13 protein-coding genes are annotated in these 15,196 nt (G+C 71.2%); 9 read left to right on the top strand and 4 right to left on the bottom strand.

Features of this window, described 5'->3' with window-relative positions; genetic code table 11:
• Positions 1-33: 33 nt before the first annotated feature.
• Positions 34-546 carry a hypothetical protein gene (locus O7611_RS07030; protein WP_269696424.1) on the top strand — a complete coding sequence of 171 codons (513 nt, stop codon included), beginning with the start codon at positions 34-36 and terminating at the stop codon, positions 544-546.
• Positions 547-577: 31 nt separating this feature from the next.
• Here the strand turns inward: O7611_RS07030 and O7611_RS07025 are convergent, their stop codons facing one another.
• Positions 578-1,528 carry a helix-turn-helix transcriptional regulator gene (locus tag O7611_RS07025; RefSeq protein WP_269696423.1) on the bottom strand — a complete coding sequence of 317 codons (951 nt, stop codon included), beginning with the start codon at positions 1,526-1,528 and terminating at the stop codon, positions 578-580.
• Between the two features lie 58 nt (positions 1,529-1,586).
• On the opposite strand from O7611_RS07025, the gene O7611_RS07020 reads away from it, so the two are divergent.
• From O7611_RS07020 to O7611_RS07010, 3 genes are all read left to right on the top strand, one after another.
• Positions 1,587-2,330: an alpha/beta fold hydrolase gene (locus O7611_RS07020; RefSeq protein ID WP_269696422.1), complete on the top strand. Its 744-nt coding sequence runs from the start codon at positions 1,587-1,589 to the stop codon at positions 2,328-2,330.
• A gap of 92 nt (positions 2,331-2,422) precedes the next feature.
• Positions 2,423-2,938: a SigE family RNA polymerase sigma factor gene (locus O7611_RS07015; protein ID WP_194800751.1), complete on the top strand. Its 516-nt coding sequence runs from the start codon at positions 2,423-2,425 to the stop codon at positions 2,936-2,938.
• Positions 2,935-3,942 carry a hypothetical protein gene (locus O7611_RS07010; RefSeq protein WP_269696421.1) on the top strand — a complete coding sequence of 336 codons (1,008 nt, stop codon included), beginning with the start codon at positions 2,935-2,937 and terminating at the stop codon, positions 3,940-3,942. The genes O7611_RS07015 and O7611_RS07010 overlap by 4 nt, the downstream gene beginning before the upstream one ends.
• Before the next feature lie 145 nt (positions 3,943-4,087).
• Here O7611_RS07010 and ygiD read toward each other — a convergent pair whose 3' ends face one another.
• The gene (ygiD, locus tag O7611_RS07005; RefSeq protein WP_194800748.1) at positions 4,088-4,933 is read right to left on the bottom strand and encodes a 4,5-DOPA dioxygenase extradiol; all 846 of its coding nucleotides are present in this window, start codon (positions 4,931-4,933) and stop codon (positions 4,088-4,090) included.
• A 145-nt stretch (positions 4,934-5,078) separates the two neighbouring features.
• Between ygiD and O7611_RS07000 the strand changes: the two genes are divergently transcribed.
• Positions 5,079-6,167 (top strand): epoxide hydrolase family protein, encoded by a 1,089-nt coding sequence (locus O7611_RS07000; RefSeq protein WP_269696420.1) that lies wholly within the window; start codon positions 5,079-5,081, stop codon positions 6,165-6,167.
• Positions 6,168-6,246: 79 nt separating this feature from the next.
• On the opposite strand, the gene O7611_RS06995 is transcribed toward O7611_RS07000, so the two are convergent.
• On the bottom strand, positions 6,247-7,410 hold the full coding sequence (locus O7611_RS06995; RefSeq protein WP_269696419.1) for an MFS transporter: 1,164 nt from the start codon (positions 7,408-7,410) through the stop codon (positions 6,247-6,249).
• Positions 7,411-7,635: 225 nt separating this feature from the next.
• Here O7611_RS06995 and O7611_RS06990 point away from each other — a divergent pair, with 225 nt between their 5' ends.
• The 4 genes from O7611_RS06990 (at position 7,636) to O7611_RS06975 (ending at position 14,762) form a co-directional block, all read left to right on the top strand.
• Positions 7,636-10,911, top strand: coding sequence for a BTAD domain-containing putative transcriptional regulator (locus tag O7611_RS06990; RefSeq protein ID WP_269696418.1), 3,276 nt, complete (start codon positions 7,636-7,638; stop codon positions 10,909-10,911).
• Positions 10,912-10,959: 48 nt separating this feature from the next.
• Complete coding sequence (wrbA, locus tag O7611_RS06985; RefSeq protein ID WP_269696417.1) at positions 10,960-11,601, top strand: NAD(P)H:quinone oxidoreductase; 642 nt, start codon at positions 10,960-10,962, stop codon at positions 11,599-11,601.
• A 332-nt stretch (positions 11,602-11,933) separates the two neighbouring features.
• On the top strand, positions 11,934-12,995 hold the full coding sequence (locus tag O7611_RS06980) for an SMP-30/gluconolactonase/LRE family protein (RefSeq protein WP_269696416.1): 1,062 nt from the start codon (positions 11,934-11,936) through the stop codon (positions 12,993-12,995).
• A 27-nt stretch (positions 12,996-13,022) separates the two neighbouring features.
• Positions 13,023-14,762 carry a PQQ-dependent sugar dehydrogenase gene (locus O7611_RS06975; protein ID WP_269696415.1) on the top strand — a complete coding sequence of 580 codons (1,740 nt, stop codon included), beginning with the start codon at positions 13,023-13,025 and terminating at the stop codon, positions 14,760-14,762.
• A 122-nt stretch (positions 14,763-14,884) separates the two neighbouring features.
• Here O7611_RS06975 and O7611_RS06970 read toward each other — a convergent pair whose 3' ends face one another.
• Complete coding sequence (locus O7611_RS06970; protein WP_194800743.1) at positions 14,885-15,100, bottom strand: hypothetical protein; 216 nt, start codon at positions 15,098-15,100, stop codon at positions 14,885-14,887.
• Positions 15,101-15,196: the final 96 nt, after the last annotated feature.

Raw genomic sequence — 15,196 nt, 5'->3', positions numbered from 1 at the left:
TGCGGGAACACGCTGAGCGTCCCGGTCCGGTTGGTGGAACTGCCGGCGGCGCCGCACTGGTCGGTCCTGGACTGCCACCACGTGAATCCACCACTCCTGGATCCCGGCGCGTACGCGATCGACGAGGCCGCCTACGGCCGTGATCAGCTCACCGGCACCTTCGTCCTCTCACCCGGCGACGTACGCGGGACGCGCTTCGTCCATGACCGTGTCCGCACGGGCTGCTGGTCGCTGGTGGGATGGATCCCCTGCGTCGCCTGTCGAGGCTGCGGGGCCGTGGTCGCCTCGCGGGCCGACGACTGCAGGATGGCCCAGGAACTACGCTTCCATCCAGCGATGGTTGTCCGCGAGCTGTGTGACGACGGCCCAGGCGGCCGGGGCGTCGACCCTTTCGCGCTGATCGCCGACTGGGACCGCCCCGCGCCCGACACCAGACGACACCGCTGGATGCCCGAGCCGACCCGCCCTCGTCCCGAACTCGTCGCCACCCGCTGGGGCGGCCGAGGCGTGCGGGACGCTCTCTTCCGGGACGATCCGCCGGCCTGACCCGGCCGCGCCTGACCACCTCTGCCGCCCCTCAGGCGTCGGCGAGCAGCCGGTTGGCCAGGGCCCGTACCTCGTCCTTGAGTTCGTCCGGTCGGTCGATCGTGAACGACCAGCCGAGCCCGGCGAGCATCTGCGCCGCACCGTCGAGCCGTTCGGCTCGGGCGGTGAGGCGCACTCCGCCGGGAACCTCGATGAGCGTGCCGACCGACTGCGGAATCCGTCGCTGCGCCTGCGCCAGGCTGGTGTGCAGCACCACGGAGATGTCGTGCGCGTACGGCACTGCTGCCAGACCGGTGAGTACCTGCGTGGTGGGATCGAAGCCGGCCGGGATCTCGAACCTGCCCGGGGTGGGGCGGGCGGTCCCGATGCGGTCGAGCCGGAACGTCCGTACGGCCCGGCGGTTGTGGTCGTGGCCGGTGACGTACCACCGGCCGGCGTGGAAGACCAGCCCGTACGGGTCGAGCCGACGCTCGGCGGACTCGCCGCGCCAGGCGGTGTAGGTGATGTCCACCGGTTGCTGATGTCGGGCCGCGTCCGCGAGCACCAGCAGCACCTCGATGCCGGCCGGAGCGGACTTCCGGACCCGTGCGGTGAAGTCCACGGTCTCCAGCAGCGAATCGATCCGCCGGGCGAGAACGGCCGGCAGCACCCGGCGGATCTTCGCGGTCGCGCTCTCGGCGGCCGCGCCTTCGGCGGTGACCAGCCCGGCCCGGCCGGCGGCCACGAGCCCGAGCATGACGGCGACCGCCTCCTCGTCGGTGAGCATGAGTGGCGGCAGCTTGTATCCGGGCGCGAGCCGGTATCCGCCGTAGCGACCGCGCCGGGCCTCGACCGGGATGCCCAGGTCGGCGAGATGCGCGGCGTATCGGCGGACCGTGCGCTCGTCGACGCCCAGCCGACCGGCCAGGTCCGTGACGGTGAAGTCGCCGCCGGCCTGGAGGATCTCCAGCAACGCCAGTACGCGCGCGGTCGGCCGGGTCACAAATCCCCACTTCCAATCCGGGCGGAACCTGTCCGGTATTGATCGTAGCGTGTGACGCATGACGACATTCGTACTGGTTCCGGGGTTCTGGCTCGGCGCGTGGGCCTGGCGGCCGGTCACCGCCATCCTGCGTGAGCACGGCCACGAGGTGTACCCGCTGAGCCTGACCGGCCTTGGCGAGCGCGCCCACCTGGCCCGCCCGGACACCGACCTCGACGTCCACGTCACCGACGTGGTCAACCTGCTGCGCTACGAGGACCTGCACGACGTGGTTCTCGTCGGGCACAGCTACGCCGGCGCGGTCGTGACGACAGCCGTTGCCGACCGCATGACCGACCGCATCGCCCAACTGGTCTTCGTCGACACCGGCCCGCTGCCCGACGGGGCGGCGAACGAGGACTTCAGCCCGCCCCCGGAGCGTGAGCGCAACGCGGCGGTGGTCGCCGAACACGGCGACGGCTGGCGGCTGCCGCCCCCGCCGTGGGCCGAACTGGCGGCGGGAGCAGCAGACGTGGATGACTCGGTCGTCGCGCTGCTCGGTGAGCGGTCGGTGGCCCAGCCGTGGGCGACCGCCACCACCCCGGTACGGCTCACCGGGGCGTGGGAGAAGCTGCCCCGCCTCGGCGTGCTGTCGAGCTTCACCGCCGAGCAGGCACGCGAGATGGCCACCACCGTGCCGCTGTGCCGGCACATGGCCGGCGATTCGTGGCGGTACGAGGAACTGCCGACATGGCACTGGCCGATGCTCAGCCGGCCGGACGAGCTGGCCCGGATCCTGCACGAAGCCAGGCCGACGGCATAGCCCGCGGTGCCCGGGCGACCGTACCCGGGTCACCCGGGCACCGACACGGGGGAACCATCGGGTGGGTCCAGGTCCCTTAATGAGGTATGGGCTTGCTTCGCAGAGCGGAACCTGTCGGCTACGAGGAATTCGTCGCCGGCCGGTATCGCGAGATCGTTCGCTTCGGCGTGCTGCTGACCGGTGACGGACGGCTGGGTGAAGACCTCGCCCAGGAGGGTCTGATCGCGGCCTACCGGTCGTGGCACCGGTTGGGCGTGCCGGAGGGGCGGCCGGAGGCGTACGTCCGCCAGGTGATGATCCGTGCCGCGATGCGGGCCAGGCGCCGGCGTTGGCGCGACGAGGTGCCGACCGGGGAGCTGCCGGACGCGTCCCGTGGTGGGTTCGCGGATCAGTCGGATCTCAGCGTGCAGGTGCTCGCCAGTCTGCGGCGATTGCCTGCCGACCAGCGGGTGGTGCTCGTGTTGCGGTTCTGGGCCGACGCCTCCGAGGCCGAGGTGGCGCAGACCCTCGGCGTCGCGGTGGGAACGGTCAAGAGCCGCACGTCCCGTGCCCTGGCGGCGCTTCGCGCCAGCGGTCTGTTCGCCGAATCCTCCAAGGAGACGCCGTGAATCCCACCCACGTCAGCGAACTGCTCGACCGCGTAGCCGCCTCCGTGACGCCGGCCGAGACCGATCCCGCCTCCCGGCTGGTCCGCCTCGGGCGGCGCAGCGTGCAGCGCCGCCGTCGTGCCTTCGGAACTGCCGGCTCCGTCGCCGTCGCGGCCGCGGTCGCGGCCGTCGTGGCCCTGCCCCAGGTGAGTGCGCCCCCGAAGGGGTCCGAGACCGCGGGGGCCACGGTGAGCCTGGGTGGCCTGTCCGTCGCCGTTCCGGAGGGCTGGCGGACGAGCGAGGTCACCACCCTCGATCCCTGCACCGCCGAGCCGCACACCGTCTACCTCGCCGCACAGTGGGATCCCCGGGCCACGCGACCGACGTCTGTCCCGCCCGGGGCCGCACCCTTCAGGTGCAAGTCGGATGGCCAGGCGTGGATGGCTGTCGTGCAGCAGGGCGTCGCCGCGGCCGTCAGCCCGAACCGGCTGGTCGTCAAGGACGGGCAGCTGATCCAAGTCGATCAGCCCAACCAGTACGCAATCCCGTCCGTGTGGACCTACCGCGCCTTCAACGACGAGATTCAGGCGACGACGGCCTTCATCTCCGGGGACGAGAAGGGCCGCGAGCAGCTGCTCAAGCACGTCACCTGGCCCGCCGGCCCGGCGGCCCCGGCCTCCGGCGGCCTGGTGCTGCCCGACCGCATCACCAACGCCACCACCGAGGCGCCGCCCACAAACGGCATGGTCGTCGCGACGGACGCCGAGACGCTGAACCAGATCCGGACATCCCTCGCCGCGCTGCGCGACCCCGTGCCCGCAGGAGAGGAATGCACACTGCAGAAGCCCGGCGCGGTCGGAATCAACCTCGGCGAAGTCACAGTGATGCTGGGTGACGCGACATGCCCGCAGGCGATCTCGACCGGCGGCGGTCGCGTCCGGATCGCGGCCGGGCTGGGCAAGGAACTGCTGGACCTCATCGTGGCGAGCGACCGTGCCGCGACCGAGCGGGCCACAAAGGATTGACCGAACCACTCCCGCCTGCGGCGGGGGTTTCCGGCCCGCACCGTCGCCACGGCGACGACACGAGAGCGACGAGTACGGCGGCGAGCACCGGACCGACCGCGACCGCACCTTGATCCATAAGAGCATTCGACCAGCCGGCGCCCCCTCAGATGTTGGAGCCGTCCGGCGGCAGGCCGGGCGGTGGCTGGGGGGATCCGCCCCGGCCGGCGGCCGGTGGACAGGACATGCCCAGGGTGTAGGCCGTCATGGACAGCGAGCCGTAGGCGTAGCCGTCGACGAGGACCTCGGTGTCGGGGGTGTCCGTGGCGGCGGCCAGACCGGCGAGATACAACGCGGGGATGAAGTGATCCGGTGTCGGTACCGCAAGGCGGAAGTCCCGGTGGGCGTCGAGGGTCGCGTACTCGCCCGGGTCGGTCAGCATCCGGGCCTTGGCGTCCTCGTCGAAGCGTCGCGCCCAGTCGAAGCCGTCGTCGGTCAGCGCCCAGTCCATGCCGCGCAGGTTGTGCACGACGTTGCCACTCGCCACGATCAGCACACCGCGCCGGCGCAGTGGAGCGAGCCGGGCGCCGAGTTGAAGGTGGTAGTCCATCGCCTTGTCGGCGTTGATGCTGAGCTGGACGACGGGAATCGTCGCGTCCGGAAAGGCGTGCATCAGCACCGACCAGGTGCCGTGGTCGATGCCCCAGCTGTCGACGTCCGCCCCGACCCAGGTCGGATGGACGACGTCACTGACCTCCTCGGCCAGCTCGGGCAGCCCCGGCGCCGGGTACTGCACCTCGAACAGCTCCTGCGGAAACCCGTAGAAGTCGTGGATGGTCCTCGGCCGGGGCATCGCGGTGACGGCCGTGGCGTTGATGTACCAATGTGCGCTGACCACCAGGATCGCGCGGGGACGCGGCACCGCGGCGCCGAAGGCTCTCCATGCGGAGGTGTACCGGTTCACCTCGAGGGCGTTCATCGGGTTGCCGTGGCCCAGGAACGCCGCGGGCATCAAGACATCCAGGGCCGGATGTACGTCTGAAGGCACGTGAACACGATAGTGCCGTCTCCAGCGGTTCCGGCCTGAATCACGCTCCCCGGCAGGCTGCCCATTCGGGCGGCTGCCGAGTGACTCCTGGCGATGGGACCATGAGCGGGTGACGCCCTTCCGCATCGATGTGCCCGAAACCGTCCTGGACGACCTGCGCGCTCGGCTCTCGCGGACAAGGCTCGCGCCGGCCGCACCGGGACAGCCGTGGGCCGCCGGCACCGACCCGGGGTACCTGGCGGATCTGGTGCGGTACTGGCTCGACGGATTCGACTGGCGTGCGGTCGAGCGTGCCCTCAATCGGCACCCTCAGTTCGTCACCACGATCCGAGGCACGCCGGTCCACTTCGTTCATGTCCGCTCGGCATCGCCCGACGCCACGGTGCTGATCCTCACCCACGGCTGGCCCAGCACGTACACGGAGATGCTGCCCCTGGTGTCCCGGCTCGCAGACTTCGACCTCGTCATACCGAGCCTGCCCGGCTTCGCCTTCTCCGGAGCGCTCGCCGAGGGCCCGACGACCGAGGCGGCCGTCGCGGACGTGTGGGCCGAGCTGATGACCCGTCTGGGCTACGACCGCTTCGGCGCCTACGGTGGCGACATCGGATCCGGCGTGACGACGTGGCTCGGCGCCCGCCACGCAGATCGGGTCATCGGGGTCTTCTCGCAGCACATCAAGTTCCCGCCGGCGGACCGCAGGGGCAACCTCAGCCCGGCCGAGGAGGCGTTCATCGCCATGCTCGACGCGAAGGCCCAGGATGACTGGGGCTACGGAATCCTCCAGGAAACACGGCCCGACACCCTTGCGGCAGCGCTGAGCGACTCGCCGGCCGGACTGGCCGCATGGATCATCGAGAAGTACCAGCGCTGGAGCGACTGCGGCGGCGACCTCTCCCGCCGGTTCGGCTCCGACGAGCTGCTGACCACCGTGATGCTGTACTGGGTCACCAACTGCATCGGCACGTCCTTCCGGCCCTACCGGGACGACCACCTGGCCCCGCATCTGCCGATGGTCGACGTGCCCGCCGGCATCACGGTCAGCGTGGAGGACGCCGGCCTGCCCCGGTCGTTCGCCGAACGCACCTACGCCAACCTCACCCACTGGCGCGAGCCCAGCGTCGGCGGCCACTTCCTCGCCCAGGAAGAGCCCGATCTGCTCGCTGCCGATCTGCGCGCCTTCTTCCGCGCGCTGCGGTGATCCAGAAGCCCAACCGAACGCCGCGCCACGCAGGCCACGACGCCCGAGGCGGCCGACGGTGAACTGCGCGTCGGGGCCCTCAAGTGGTCGGGTGCGAGAGCGTCACGGCAACCACTGGTCCGATCGCAACGCTGAGCAGGTAGGCGAGGTTGAACAGACCCAGTGCTTCGGCCCGGTGGGAGGCGGATACGACGCCGGCCGCGTGCAGGGCGAGTACGCCTTGGCCGGTCGCGGCGGCCAAGGAGCCGAGCGTCATCGCCGCGAGCAGCAGCGGTACGGCGGTGGTGATCGCCGCCAGCAGCAGCGCGGCGGCGCCGGTGACGAGCAACGTGGCGGCCGCGACGCGGCGTGACACTCGCACGGATGCCGCGACCAGGAACCCGGAGCAGACGCCGCCGATCAGGTAGGGCGCCAGCAGCACGATCCCGCTCCGGGTGCCTGCCCATCCCGCGTGCTGTCGCAGCAGGTCCGGCGCGGCGTAGAGCAGGGCGAAGTTCCCCACTCCCAGCGCGAAGGCCAGCGCGCACGCCGCGAGGAACCGGCCGTTCCGTGCCACCGCAGCAGGCAGGAAGCCGTCCGGACGGACCTTGGTCCAGAACACCAGCAGAGGCAGCAGTACAACGGTGGCCGGGCCGGCCACCAGCGGCCGGTGCGGAATGAGGACGGCTGCGGTGACCAGCATCGCCAGGATGGTCATCCCGAAGACGTCGAACGGCGCCGGCACCGCGTCCGGTGAGGTGGTGCCGCGGCGAGCCGCGGGCACGGCGAGCACCGCCAGCAGCGGCAACGCCAGTGCCGCCTGCCACGAGGAGACGTCGGCGATCAGTGCGCCGGTCAGCGGACCGGTGGCCCCGACGACCGCCAGCGACGCGGCGACCACGCCCATCTGCCGGGCCGAGTCGGCCAGTTTCATCGCGGTCACGGTGAGGCCGGCGGACCCGAGTCCCTGCACCGCCGCACCGGCCACCATCGCCGGCACGCTCGGGATCAGCACGAGGATGAGCGTCCCCGCGGCCACCAGCGCGGACGCGACGGTCAGGACCGCTCGTACGCCGCGACGGGCGAGCAGCGCCGCCAGCAGCGGCGTCCCCAACGCGATCCCCCAGCCGAAGGCGGTCACACCGGCGGTCGCGGCCTGTTCCCCGCTACCCGTCGCGCGCGCCAGGTCGTCAAGCAGCAGTGCCGGTGCGGCAATCCCGAACGACAGCGGACCGGCCAGCAGGGCGAGCCAGGGTGTGGCCACCCGCCCTGGTGCGAGCGGCCTGTGGCGGGCAGCGGCTCGGCGCCGCTGTAGCTGATCCATGTCGTTCCTCCGGTGTCGGCTCGGTTCAGCCTGCCCGGGGCTCCTTACCACCGGCTGACGGCCGGCTGACGTACGCGTCGGTGACCCCGCGCCGCTTCCCGGTGAGCAGACCGTCGGTCGGCGGACGTTCGCGGGGCGGGACAGCCGGCTGGCTAGTGTGAAGCGATGAGGTTCGGAGTGCTGGGCGACGTCGCGGTGTGGACGTCGGACGGCACACCTGTCGCCGTGCCCGGCCTCAAAGTGCGTGGTCTGCTGGCTGACCTGCTGGTTCACGAGGGGCGCCCGGTGACCGCCGACCGGCTGATCGAGGATCTCTGGGGTGACGAGGCACCCGGCAACGCGCTCGGGGCGCTCCAGACCAAGGTGTCGCAGCTGCGCCGCGCACTGGGGGCGGGCGAGGCGGGCGGCCGTGCGCTGGTCGAGTCCGGTGAAGCCGGCTACCGGCTGCGGACGCCGTCGGAATCGGTCGACGCCGGTCGCTTCGCCGCTCTGTTGGTACGTTCGGGCGCGCAGCGGGAGCCGGCTGTGCGGGCGGCGACGCTGACGGAGGCCCTGTCGCTGTGGCGCGGTTCCCCGTACGCCGAGTTCAGCGACGAGCGGTTCGTCCGCCAGGCGGTCGAGCGGCTCAACGACCAGCGCCTGACCGCGCTGGAGGAGCTGGCCGAGGCCCGGCTCGATCTCGGTGAGCACCACCTGCTCGCCGGGGAACTGACCGACCTGGTCGCACGCCATCCGTGGCGTGAGCGACTACGGGCCGCGCACCTGCGCGCCCTGTACGGCTCGGGACGCCAGCATGAGGCACTGTTCGCCTACGAGCAGTTCCGTCGGCAGGCGCGCGACGAACTCGGCATCGATCCCGGTAGAGAGTTGGTCGAGCTGCACGGGGCGATCCTGCGCCAGGATCCCGCCCTCCAGCCGCCGGCACCGGCGTCGAGTCCGGCCCGGACCAATCTGCCGGCGCCTCTGTCGCCTGGTCCGTACGGCGGGCTGATCGGGCGCGACGGGGCCGTCGAGGCGGTGCGGGAGCGGCTGACGAACGAGCGGCTGGTGACCCTGACCGGTCTGGGTGGGGTGGGAAAGAGCAGGTTGGCGATCGAGGCCGCTCGTGCGCTGGGTGACACGTTCCCCGCTGGATTGTGGCTCGTCGAGCTGGCCGGCCAGCCGTACTGCGGCGACCACGCGACCTGCGCCGAGATCGTCGACATGGTGGCGGCGACGCTCGAGATCCGGGACGACAGCCCGCCCGGCCTGCCCGGTGATCGACCACCGCGCGAGCCGATGGACCGGTTGGTCGCCGCGCTGCGAGGTCGGCGGATGCTGTTGCTGCTCGACAACTGCGAACACGTGGTGGCGCCGGTCGCTCGACTGACCGAGAAGCTTCTCGGCGCCGTGGCCGACCTGCGCATCCTGGCGACGAGCCGCGAGCCGCTCGGGATCCCCGGCGAAGCCGTCTTTCCGGTGCCGCCGCTGACCCTGCCGGAGCCCGGAGCCGGCGCGCGGCAGATCGCCGAGGCTCCGGCGGTTCGACTCTTCGTGGCCCGCGCCCGCGCCACCGAGCCAGGGTTCACCGTCGATCAGCGGAACACGGACGCGGTCGCCGTCATCTGCCGGCGTCTCGACGGCGTACCGCTGGCGCTGGAACTGGCCGCGTCCCGTCTGGCCGTTCTCGACCCGGGCGAGCTGGCGGCACGGCTCGACGATCGCTTCCGGCTGCTGTCATCCGGCCGGCGCACCGCGCCCCCGCGTCAGCAAGGGCTTCGCGCCGTGATCGACTGGAGTTGGGAGTTGCTGTCACCTCCCGAACGCGCGGTGCTGCGCCGGCTCGCGGTCTTCGCCGACGGCGCCACCCTGGCCGCCGCCGAGCAGGTGTGCGGGGGCGGGCAGGTGGCATCGGACGAGGTCCTCGACGTGCTGGCACGCCTGATCGACCGATCGCTGGTCATGGTGCGGAGCGGCGAGACTCCGCGACGCTTTCGGCTGCCGGAGACGGTGGCTGCCTACGGTCTGGAACAGCTCGACAGCGCCGCCGAACTGCCCGCGACTCGTCGCCGTTACGCCACGTGTTTCGCCCGTCTCGCCGAGCAGGCCGCCGGACGGCTACGTGGGCACGATCAGAGTCGTGCGTTACGTGAGCTCGACGCCGAGAGCGCCAACCTCCGGGCGGCACTCGACGTCGCCGCCACCGACGGTCAGGCCCGCGTGGGCTTGGCGCTCGCGACCTCGTTGTCCTGGTACCGCCTGCTCCGGGGTCGATTCGGAGAGGTGAGCCGGTCACTGCGGACGGCGTTGGACATCGTCCCGAGGAGTGAGGACGACGTCGCACCGGACGGCCTGCGGCGACATGCGCAGATGTGGCTGACCGCTCTCGCCACCCGGGACGGCGATCCGACCGCTCCCCGGCAGCGGATCCTGGAGAGCTACCAGGACACCGAGGGGCCGGAGAAGGCGTTCGCGCAGTGGTTGTTCGCCTCCATGATGCTCGGCTCCGGAGATCCGGGCGAGGCCGCCGCCCTGGTCGACGCGGCGCTGGCGGCGTTCCGCGCCGGCGGGGACCGGTGGGGCATCGCCGCCGCCTGCGCCATCCGGGCGGACCTCGCGCTCGTACTCCGCAGCGACCTGCCCGCCGCGCAGCGTGACTGCGAGACCAGCCGGTCGCTGTTCGAGCAGGTGGGCGACCGCTGGGGACAGGTGCATCCGACGAGCCTGTTGGGAACCCTGGCCGAGATCCACGGCGACTACGATCGCGCCGCCACGCGCTATCGGGAGGCGCTGCGCATCGCCGAACACCTGCGGCTGTGGACGTCGGTGTCCCGGCAGCTCGCATGCATCGGCCGGCTCGCCATGTTGAGAGGCGACCTCGACGAGGCCGCCGTCAGTCACAACCGCGCGCTACAGGTGGCCCAGGAACAGTCGAGCCCCTCCGCCGTCGCCTTCGCCGGCACGGGCCTGGCAATGATCGCGCGACGGCGGGGCGACCTCGACGCCGCCGAGACCCAGCAGCGGGATCTGCTCGACTGGAACCGCCGTGCCGGCTTCCTGCCGGGCTGCGCGCTCGCGCTGGCCGAGTTGGGGTTCATCGCGGAGCACCGCGGTGATGCCGTCCTCGCCGAGCGCCACCACCGTGAGTCGCTCGACGCGGCGCGCGCCACCGGGGATCAACGGGCGATCGCCCTGGCTCTCGAGGGCCTTGCCGGGGCCATCAGCCTCGGCGGTGACAGCCGCCCCGCCGCGCGGCTGCTCGCCGCGGCACGGACGCTGCGCGAGGCCGCCGGAGCGCCGCTGCCTCCCGGCGAGCAACACGACGTCCAGCGCATCACCGTCCGCCTCCGGGAGGCGCTCGGCAGCGACGAACTCACAGCCGAGATGAGCCGCGGCGCACAGCTCGACCTCGACGAACAGCCGTTCAGCGGCGTCGGTAAGGGGATCGTCAGCGAACGGTAAGCCTGCTCGGCACGGTTGACCGAGAACCGAGCCGACCCAGGAGGCACCATGCAGACCGATGCCAGGATCGCCGTCATCTACTACTCCGCCACCGGCACCGTGCACCGGCTCGCGCAGGCATTTGTCGACGGAGCCGCGGACGCCGGCGCGGAGGTCCGCCTGCGCCGGGTGGCGGAGTTGGCGCCGGAGCACGTCATCGATGCCAAGCCGCAGTGGCGAGCCCACCTCGACGCCACTGCCGACATCCCGGTCGCCACCCTGGACGACCTCCGGTGGGCCAACGGGTACGCCTTCGGCACGCCGACCCGTTTCGGGAACATCTGCTCCCAGCTGCGCCAGTTTCTCGACACCACGACCGTCCCGTGGCAGGCGGAGGAACTGGCCGACAAGCCGGCGACCGGCTTCACCGCCACCTATGAGGAACACGGCGGCCAGGAGGCGACCCTGCTCAGCCTCTACCAGACCTTCCACCACTGGGGGTCGATCATCCTCCCTACGGGCTACCTGAACTACGACACCGCTCACGCCGCCGGCGGAAACCCGTACGGCGTCAGCCTGGTGGAGAGCCGCGCCGGCCGGGATCCCGAGTACGCCAGAGCTGTCCTCGAGACGGCCTGCTTCCAGGGCGCACGCCTGACCCGGATGGCAGCCGCTCTCGCCGCCGCCCGCACGGACAGCAGGCTCGGGTAGGAGCCAGGCGGCCTTCGCCGATGCCGGCGGAATCCATCGGCGTGGAAGCGGTGCGGATGCGGGAAGTCAAGGACCCGGGTGGGGCCGCGGACCCGTCGCCCGCCGCCTCGCGGGCGGTCACCACGAAGGTGTACGGAGTGTCAGCGCTCAACCGGCCAGGTCATCGGGTGCCTGTCGGGGCATGCGCCGAAGGTGATCGTGGACAACTGATGCGGGGCGCCGCTTCCTCGCCTAAGCTGCGTTCCATATGCATCGACACTGATCAATGATAGGTGATGGTGGGGTCGAGGCCGACCCCACCAAGCATTCACCGACTCCGATTGGAGTACCCGATGACCTGGCGTCCAACCATCGCCGCACTCACCGGCCTGTGCCTGGCGCTCACCACCGCACAAGGCCCCGCCGGTGCCGCACCCCCGGCATCTCGGGACGCCCCTCATGTGAACGTTCACACCTACCCGTTCACCGGCCCACCCGGCGCTCCACCAGGAGTCTGCCCGGAGGGCGCCGCGTACGGCCCGCCCCTGCCGGTCGGCCTCGTGTCCGCGACGAAGATCCAGAGCGGGTTCTCGTTCCTCGAAGGACCGGTCTGGATCGCCGACGGCGGCTACCTGCTGATGTCGGACATGGCCGCGGGCGCCGGACCGAACAACGTGCAGCCCTCCACGATCCGCCGGTTCACCCCGCCCGCGACCTTCGACACCTTCATCGCCGACGCCGGAAGCAACGGCCTGGCACTCAGTCCCGACGCCCAGCAGATCATCGCCGCCACCCACGACCAGCGGAACGTCTCCGCATACCGGCTGAGCGACAGGGCCCGCAGCACCGTCGCCGCCGACCACCAGGGCCGGGCGTTCAACTCACCAAACGACGTCACGGTCCGGTCCGACGGCGTCGTCTACTTCACCGACCCCAACTTCCAGCGCGGCAACCGACCCGACCAGATGAGCGGACGTACCAGTGTCTTCCGCGTCTCCGGCGGCCAGGTGTCGCTTGTGGACGACCGGCTGCGGCAACCCAACGGCATCGCGCTCTCCCCGGACGGCGGCACGCTCTACGTGGGCGCCTACTCCGAGAACAAGATCTACAAGTACGTCGTCCAGCCCGACGGCAGCACGGGCGCCCGCAGCGTCTTCGTGAACTACCTCGGCGGTCCCGACGGGGTCACCGTCGACTGCGCCGGCAACGTGTACTGGGCCTCCGGCTCGGACGGCCTGATCCACGTCTACTCGCCCGCCGGCGCGCAGCTCGGCACGATCCGCTCCGGCGGCGCCGGCACCACCAACGTGGCGTTCGGCGGACCCGACCGCCAGACCCTCTACATCACCTCCGGCCGAACGAACGACTCGGGCCTGTACAGCGCGCGGCTCAACGTCCCCGGCTACCCGTACTGACCAAAAACCCCGGGAAGGAAAACACCCGTGCGGATCAATCCTCACCACTTCCGACACCGCGTCCCGCTCGCCCTGCTGGTCTGCGCCGGCGTCATCGTGACCGGCGTACCCGCCAACGCCGCGCCGGCCGCACCGGCGGCCGGGAGCCGGCAGGTGGCCCAGCTCGCCGCCGACACCAGCCCGCCCACCCGGCCGACCGGCCTGCGCCGCACCCGGCTGACCTGCCAGTCCGTCACGCTCGCCTGGTACGCCTCCCGGGACAACGTCGGCGTCGCCTTCTACGACATCTACCACGACGGCCAGCTCGTCACCTCGGTCTCGGGACGGACGCTGACCGCCACGCTCAGCGTCGTGCAGGGTGTCACCTGGGGCTGGTACGTCAACGCCCGCGACGCCGCCGGCAACGTCTCGCAGGCCAGCTCCACGCTCTCGGTCACCCCGCCGTTCTGCCAGCAGGACACGTCGCCGCCCAGCACGCCGACCAACCTGGCCGCGACGGTGAACGGCACGGCCGTGACCCTCACCTGGTCGGCCTCCACCGACAACGTCGCGGTCACCGGCTACACGATCCTGCGCAACGGTACGGCGGTCGGCTCCACCACCGGCACCGCAGGCAACCCACCGGCGATCACGTTCACCGACACCGGGCTGACGCCCGACACCGACTACCGGTACACCGTGACCGCCCGGGACGCCCAGGGCAACGTCTCCGGGGCGAGCGCCGCGGTCACCGCGCACACCGGCTCGGGCTGCACGAGCCCGGTTTGCGGCGCCACGACGATCACCACTGAGAAGGACCTGCCCTGGGGCCTGGTGCAACTGCCCGACGGCACGGTCCTCTACGGCCGGCGCGACCTGTTCGACATCGTCGCCATGAACCCGGACGGCACCGACAAGCGCAGCATCGGCACCGTGCCGAACGTGGCAGGCACCAGCGGCGAGGGCGGCGTGCTCGGGCTGGCGGTCTCGGCCACCTTCACCACCGACCGCTGGCTGTACATCTACCACACCACCACGACCGACAACCGGATCGTGCGCATCCGCTACGACGGCACGCTGCAGACCGACACCAGGCAGGTGCTCGTCACCGGAATCCCGCGCAACAAGTACCACAACGGCGGCCGGCTGCGTTTCGGCCCCGACGGCAAGCTCTACGCCGCCACCGGCGACGGACAGGACCCGGACGTGGCCCAGGACACCAGCAACCTGGGCGGCAAGGTGCTGCGGCTCAACCCCGACGGCACCGTGCCGGCGGACAACCCCTTCGGCAACCACGTGTGGAGCTACGGCCACCGCAACCCGCAGGGACTCGCCTTCGACTCCCAGGGCCGGCTCTTCGAGCAGGAGTTCGGCAACAACGTCATGGACGAGACCAACATCATCGTCAAGGGCGGCAACTACGGCTGGCCCGCCTGCGAGGGCACCTCCGGTGACTGCGCCAACCCGAACTTCAGGGCCCCGATCCGGACGTACCCGGTGGCCGAGGCCTCGTGCAGCGGCATCGCGATCGTCCGGGACGTGCTCTACATCGCCTGCCTGCGTGGCAACCGGATGTACCGTGCGGAGATCAGCGGCAACACGCTCACCAACGTCCAGCAGTACTTCGTCGGGACGTACTTCCGGCTGCGTACCGTCGAACCGACCCTCGACGGCAACCTGTGGCTGACCACGAGCACCGGCGGGGACAAGGACAGCACCCCGAACAACAGCAACGAGAAGATCCTCAAGGTGACCCTCGGCGGGGCGACGTCGGGCCCCACGAGCTGAGGGCGAGCCGGGGATCCGGCACCGCCTGCCCTCGGAGGGTGCCCACGTCGCGCGGGCACCCTCCGAGCGGTCCGGGCCGGTACTGCGGCGGACCGCCGCCGGAGTGTCGACGAGGCAGCAGGTCAGGTGACGCCGATGTTCAGGTAGAAGTGGCCGAGCTTGAGCGACAGAGAGGCGCCTCCGAAGTGGTGAATGACCAGGGCCAACAGGATTACGATCAAGATGCAGACGACGAGCCAGATCAGGGACCACACGAACCTCGGGATCCCGTAGCGACCGACGCGAGCCATCAGGCTCGCCCCCTCGGCGTTGGCGCTGCAGCAGGCGCCGCCACGCATGGCCTTGTCGGCTGTTGATAACTGCGCCCGACGCTAGCGGACGTCTCCATACCCCCTCCTTCATCGAGGTGTCCGCGAAACTTCCCTACCGAGGCT

Origin of the sequence: Micromonospora sp. WMMC273 (genome assembly GCF_027460285.1) — a bacterium.
Classification (GTDB): Bacteria; Actinomycetota; Actinomycetes; order Mycobacteriales; family Micromonosporaceae; genus Micromonospora; species Micromonospora aurantiaca.
This window is presented reverse-complemented; position numbering and strand designations above follow the sequence as displayed.